Raw genomic sequence first — 6599 nt, 5'->3', positions numbered from 1 at the left:
TCAGTTAAATCAGAGCAATCTGTTGTAACTATACTACAATAGATTTTTATCCGCGCGGGGATCTCACATGATTTTGTAATGAGAGGCTGAAAGCCGACACGCAGAACGCAGGTCTGCACATAACCCTGTCCTAACTGAGCGCAAGCGAAGGCAGGGCAGGGTAAACGCGATACACTGTACCGCGGTTGAAGACCGCAACCTTGCACGTTTCGAGGTAGCGGTCTTCAACCGCGATTTTATTACACTTCACCCCCCCACCGGCAGTCGTTTCACTCCCTTCGGTGGGGGTTATGTGCCCAAAGCAAGCTTTGTGCGTGTCGGCTTTCAGCCTCAAATTGTTAATATATTTTCAATGAAAAAAAATCAGTGAGATCAGTGAGATCCGCGCGGGGAGTTCCATTGGTGAATAGTTACGCCCATATGTCCATTTGTCTATAAAAATAGAAGAAAAGTAGATTTTTTCTTTATACCTAAAAAAAACATTGTAACTTTGTAACGTGAAAAGAAATATCATTTAAAATGAGAAGACTGATTTTTGCATTCTTAATGCTAATTACTATGACCACTGCCGTGCAGGCAGCGGTGATCAATGGAGTGCTTGTCGATGCTACCGACACTACTGCACTCATCGGAGCTTCGGTGCGACTGCTCAAGCCCACCAAGGACAGCACGCTCGTGAAAGGAACAACCACCGACGCCAATGGTCTCTTCGACCTCAAAGGCGTTTCGGCAGGCAAGTATGTGCTTAAACTCAGCTACGTGGGATATAACGACGAACTCAAGCACGTGACCGTGGGGCAGGACGGGCGCAACGTCAACCTGGGCGTGATAAGCATGTCGCCCAGCGCCATCATGCTCAAGGAAGCTGTTGTGGTGGGCGTCAAGACTCCCATAACCGTCAAGGAAGACACTATCGAGTACAACGCCGACACCTACAAGACCCAGCCCAATGCTGTGGTTGAGGACCTGCTCAAGCGTCTCCCCGGCGTGGAGGTGGATGCCCAGGGCAAAATCACTGCCAACGGCAAGGACGTCAAGAAAATACTCATCGACGGCAAGGAGTTCTTTGCCGACGACCCCAAGATGGCATCTAAGAACCTGCCAGCCAACATGATCAACAAGCTGCAGGTCATCGACCGCAAGAGCGACCTCGCGCGTCTGACTGGTGTGGACGACGGCGAGGACGAGACTGTGATCAACCTCACCGTGAAGAAAGGCATGAACAACGGCTGGGTGGGTAACATCACTGCCGGCTATGGTACCGACAAACGATACACCGGCAGCTTCATGATTAACCACTTCAACGAGGGCGACCAGTACACATTCACCGGCGGCGGCAACAATGTCAACAACATGAACTTCACCGACGGCGGCGCTTCGCGTTTCCAGCGATTTGGCGGCGGAGGCAACGGTATCACCAAGTCGCAGAACCTGGGATTCAACTTCAACGTGGGTTCAAAGGAAGACGAGCACTTCCGCGTGGGCGGTAACCTGCTCTACTCACACAGCGACCGCGAGACCTACAGCCGCAGCAACCGTCAGTACCTGTTTACCGACAGCACCAGCTACTACGACTCGGAGTCTAACGCCCGTGACCGCGGACACAACTTCAGGGGCGACTTCCGCCTCAAGTGGGAAATCGACTCGTGCAACACGTTTGAGTTCCGTCCCAACTTCTCGCTCAACTTCAGCAAGAGCGAGAAAAACGACACGTCGATGACGCGTGCCGGCGACGCACTGCGCACCCCCGTCAACCGCAGCCAGAGCGCTTACTTCAACAACGGCAAGAGCTACGAAGCCGGCGGACAGATTGTGTTCAACCACAAGTTCAAGAATCACCCCGGCCGCAGCTACAGCTTCTTTGGCCGATACAGTTACAGCAACGTTGACGAGGATGGTACCACCAACACCCACAACACCTATTATCTCAAGGAAGACCCCGACCAGACTATCGACCAGGTGTATGACAACAAGCGCGTCACCAACGGTGTGAACGGCCGTCTCTCGTGGACCGAGCCCCTGGGCGACATCAAGAATGCCAACTTCTTGCAGCTCTCTTACCGTGGCGACTACCGTCACAGCACTGCCGACAAGATGGTCTATGACCTGGGCGACGGCACTGTGGCGCCCGCGCCACTTTATGCTCCCGACTACGGCACGACCCTGTTCAATGCCGTTAACGACGTCAACGTGCGCGAGGCAATCGCCGGCCAGTATGGCGCCGACGTGCTCTATGACCTGCCTCTGCTCAGCAACATCATCGACTACGAGCTGGGCGACGCCATCACCCGCACCTTCAACGAGAGGTTGAGCAACCGCTTCCGCAACAACTATTTCAACCAGTCGTTTGAGGTGGGTTACCGCAAGGTGCACAAGCTGTATAACCTCAATGTGGGCGCAAGCCTCAACTCGGCCATGTCGAGCAGCAAGAACCTCATCGACACCGATCGCAGTATCGCTTCGCGCTGGGTGTGGACGGTGGCTCCCTTTGCCCGCTTTAACTACAAGTTCTCAAAGACCCGCAGCTTGCAGGCCAACTACCGCATGCGCAGCAACCAGCCGTCGCTCAACCAGTTGCAGCCTGTGGCCGACGAGAGCAACCCTCTGAACATCATCGTGGGTAACCCCGAGTTGAAACCCACGTTCAACCACAACATGAATGTGCGATTCAGCGACTTTGACCAGACGAAGCAACGCAGCGTCATGGCCAACCTTAATCTCACTTGGGCGCAGAACAGCATCGTCAACAAGACCACATTCGACCCCTCTACCGGCGGTCGCACCACTACCTACGAGAACGTGAGTGGCGTGTGGAGCGCTATGGCAATGAACATGATCAGTCTCCCATTTGGTGCAGCAAAGACGTGGTACTTCTCTAACCACACCTTCATGCGCTACAACCAGAACAGAGGTTACAACAACGGCGAGATGAACACCAGTGGCTCGTTCTCAATCAACCTGTCGCCCGGTCTCGCATTCCGCAACGGCATGTTCGACCTCGAGATACGTCCCCGCTACGGCTTCCAGACCACGCACAACACCGTGGTGAGCGCCAACAACCGCAACGTGCACACTTATAGCGGCATGTTCAACGGCACCTACAACGCCCCGTTCGGCCTCGTGGTGAGCACCGACCTCGCGTTCAACGCCACCAGCGGTTACTCAAGCGGATATGACACCCACCAGTGGCTGTGGAACGCTTCGCTCTCTTACCAGTTCCTGCGTGAGCGCAACGCGGCTGTCACACTGTCGGTTTACGACATCCTGGGACAGCGCAAGAGCATCAACCGCAACGTCACTGCCAACTACATCGAGGACGCTTACTACAACTCGCTCACCCGCTACGGCATGGTGACATTCACCTATAAGTTCACCACCTTCAAGAAGGGCGAGCAGCCCCAGGAGAGAAGCCTCTACGACGGTTACGGCCCCGACGGCGGCGGACGTCCTGGCGGTCCTGGCGGACGTCCCGGTGGCATGGGTGGCGGACAGCGCCCCATGGGACCTCCTCCCGGAGGCGGCCCCGGCCGATTCTAAGATGACGAACCATCAAAATACAGACTGGCCCCCACTGCCAAGCAAGCGGCAGTGGGGGTTGTTTTTATTGTGCGTGGAAGTGAGTAAAGAAGAAAAAAAGCAAAAAAAATATTTTTTATTTCGTTAATTCAAAACTAATTACTACTTTTGCATTAGTTTAGCAAGGTGTGCGCATACTTATATGAAACACCTGCTGCCATTAACGAGAAATTACTATCTTTAACAAATTTAATTAACTAAAAATGAAGAAGTTATTTACATTAATCACAATGGTGGCTCTGGCATTTGGTTATGCAAGTGCAGCTACAGAGTCATTCGCTGTTGCCGACATGAGCGGTCTTCAGACCACAGCTCAAGACTTCACAGTCACATTCGGCAACTATTCACTGGCACTCGCCAAGGCTGGCGGTCAATCTAACCCCGTTTACAACGAGACAGGTAAGGACATCCGCACTTATGCGAAGAACACCCTCACCCTCACAACAAGCGGTGCTGCAATGACCAAGGTTGTTTTCAAAATCTCTGTTCAGGGCATGAAGCGTCTCACCGACGTTGCTGCAAGCACTGGTAGTGTTACTGTTGACGCTACTGCAAAGACTGTAACATGGACAGGCCCCGCGGGTGAAGTTGTTTTCACTGTAGGCGAGAAGGCTACTTATGGCAGCGACGGCGCAACTAAGGCTGGTCAGTTCGACTTTGACGCTGTTGAAATTGAGACTGGCGGCTCTGTTGTTGAGACTGTTGCCACTCCCAAGTTCAGTGTAGCTGGTGGTACTTACCACGGCGTTCAGACTGTTGCCATCAACTGCGGCACCAGCGGCGCAAGCATCTACTACACACTCGACGGCACTACTCCCAGCGCAAACTCTACAGCTTACACTGCTCCCCTCAGCATCACTGCAACTACCACAGTGAAGGCTATCGCAGTTAAGGGCGACAAGAAGAGCGAGGTTGCCGAGGCAACTTACACTATCGAGGCTGCAACTGCTGTTGCTAACATCGCTGCTTACCAGCAGGTAGCTGACGAGACTTACGTTCAGTTCACCAACACTGTTAGCGTGCTTGCACACAACAGCAAGAACCTCTATGTAAAGGACGAGACTGGCTACGCATTCATCTATGGTGACGTACTCGGTGGCAAGACTTACAAGAACGGTGACGTTATCCCCGCAGGTTTCACTGGCAAGAAGGTTACCTACAACGGCCAGCCCGAGCTCAGCTGCTTCGCTACCGACGGTTTCCAGGCAGCAGCTGGCAACAACCCCATCGACCCTGAGACAATCACAACTGTTCAGGTGAGCGAGGCTCTCTTTGGCCACTACGTGCTCATCAAGGGCGCTAAGATCTCTTACACCAACAAGACTATCACCGACGCTGCAGGTTCAGCACAGGTGCGCACTGGTATGGGTGGCTACGGCAGCTCAACACCTGAAGACAAGGAATATGACGTAATCGCTATCGTCGGTTCGACTAAGGACGGCGACAACTTCATCCCCGTTGTTCTTCCCGTTAAGCTCACCGAGGCAGGTGGCGACGATCCCGTTGTTGACGGCATGACTATCGCTGAGTTCCAGCAGGCAGCCGACAACGCTGTTGTTACCTTCAAGAACCCCGCTACTGTACTCGCAGTATCAGGTCAGCGCATGTTCGTTAAGGACGAGACTGGTTACATGCTCGTTTACGGCAACACTGGCAAGACCTACGCTCAGGGTAACGTGATCCCCGCAGGTTTCAGCGGAACCAAGACCACCTATGACGGCGAGCCCGAGCTCAAGACTCCCTTCGCAGGCTTCAAGGATGCTACCAGCACCGTTGAGGTTAAGGCTGAGGCTCTCACCGGCGAGGCTATGATGGCTCACGCTAACTTCGGTCACTATGTAGTAGCTAAAAACGTCACTATCGACGCTACAGCAAGCACTCTTACTCTCGAAAACGGCGAGGTTGTTAAGTACTACAACAACATGGGCGCTAACATGCCTACTGACTTCTCTAAGAAGTATGACGTTTACGGTATCGTAGGTTCTTATGGCAAGACTGATGTTATCTATCAGCTCCTCACCACCAAGATCACCGAAGCCGGTGGCGGCGAGGTTGATGTTCCCGAGGTTGCCAACGTTGCTGCTCTCTACAATCTGGGCAAGGGCGTTAACGGCAAGATCACTGGCGCGATGACCGCTATCTACCAGAACGGTTCTTACCTCTATGTTAAGAGCGACGACGAGTATGCACTCGTTTACGGCCGTCTGACCAACACATTTGAGAACGGCGACCAGATCGTTAACGGTGTTGCTAACTGGACTCTCTACAACGGCGCTAAGCAGCTCGTTCCCACCGATGAGACATTCGTAGCAAGCGGCAAGGGTGCTGCTATCGAGCCCACCGAGATCGCTCTCGAGGAGGTTGGTACCGACATGGTTCACAACTACCTGCTCATCAAGAACGCTACCATCACTGCAACTGAAACTGCTAACACTTACGAGATCGCTGACGAGACTATGGAAGGCGTTAAGCTCTTCGCTAAGTTCAACGGTGTAGAGATGCCCGAGGTTCTCGAAGGCAAGACATTCGACGTTAAGTGCTTCGTTACTATCTTCAAGGAAGAGGTTGAACTCTATCCCGTAGAGATCAAGGACAACGCTCCTGCTCCCGTATTTAAGAAGGGTGACGTGAACGGCGACGGTGAGGTTGACGTGAAAGACTCAACTATCCTCATCAACGTAGTTCTTGGCCTTGACAAAGCTGAAAAATATGAAGGTCGTGCCGACGTTGATGGCAACGGTGATGTAGATGCTGCCGACGTTAACGCTCTGATCAACATTATCCTTGGCATTATTAAGTAATTAATCCACACACAATGCTCCACAGAGCATTGCACATAACAATGACTGCGGCTCCATATCCAAACATGGAGCCGCAGTTTTTTTGGTAACTATTCAGCAATGGTATTTTGGGTAATTTCCCCGCGCGGATCTCACTGATAACACAGATTTAATAATAACTGAAAGAAATTAAAATAATTAGAATAATTTCTTATTCAGTTAAATCAGAGCAATCTGTTGTAA

General features: G+C 52.4%; 2 protein-coding genes. Both read left to right on the top strand.

Features of this window, described 5'->3' with window-relative positions; all coding sequences use genetic code 11:
* The first annotated feature begins 519 nt into the window (after window positions 1–519).
* The gene (locus ACKI3C_RS04735; RefSeq protein WP_407402572.1) at window positions 520–3537 is read left to right on the top strand and encodes an outer membrane beta-barrel protein; all 3018 of its coding nucleotides are present in this window, start codon (window positions 520–522) and stop codon (window positions 3535–3537) included.
* Window positions 3538–3779: 242 nt separating this feature from the next.
* Window positions 3780–6377, top strand: a complete 2598-nt coding sequence (locus ACKI3C_RS04730) for a chitobiase/beta-hexosaminidase C-terminal domain-containing protein (RefSeq protein WP_407402570.1) — start codon at window positions 3780–3782, stop codon at window positions 6375–6377.
* Window positions 6378–6599: the final 222 nt, after the last annotated feature.

The sequence above is a fragment of the Sodaliphilus sp. genome (genome assembly GCF_045598405.1).
In the GTDB taxonomy this organism is placed as follows: Bacteria; Bacteroidota; Bacteroidia; order Bacteroidales; family Muribaculaceae; genus Sodaliphilus; species Sodaliphilus limicaballi.
Note: the sequence above shows the minus strand (reverse complement) of the source record. Positions and strands in the feature narration are given on the sequence as shown.

Excerpts from the sequence above, each read along its gene's own strand:
- ACKI3C_RS04735 (WP_407402572.1), top strand. The coding sequence starts at position 520 with ATGAGAAGACTGATTTTTGCATTCTTAATGCTAATTACTATGACCACT.
- ACKI3C_RS04730 (WP_407402570.1), top strand. The coding sequence starts at position 3,780 with ATGAAGAAGTTATTTACATTAATCACAATGGTGGCTCTGGCATTTGGT.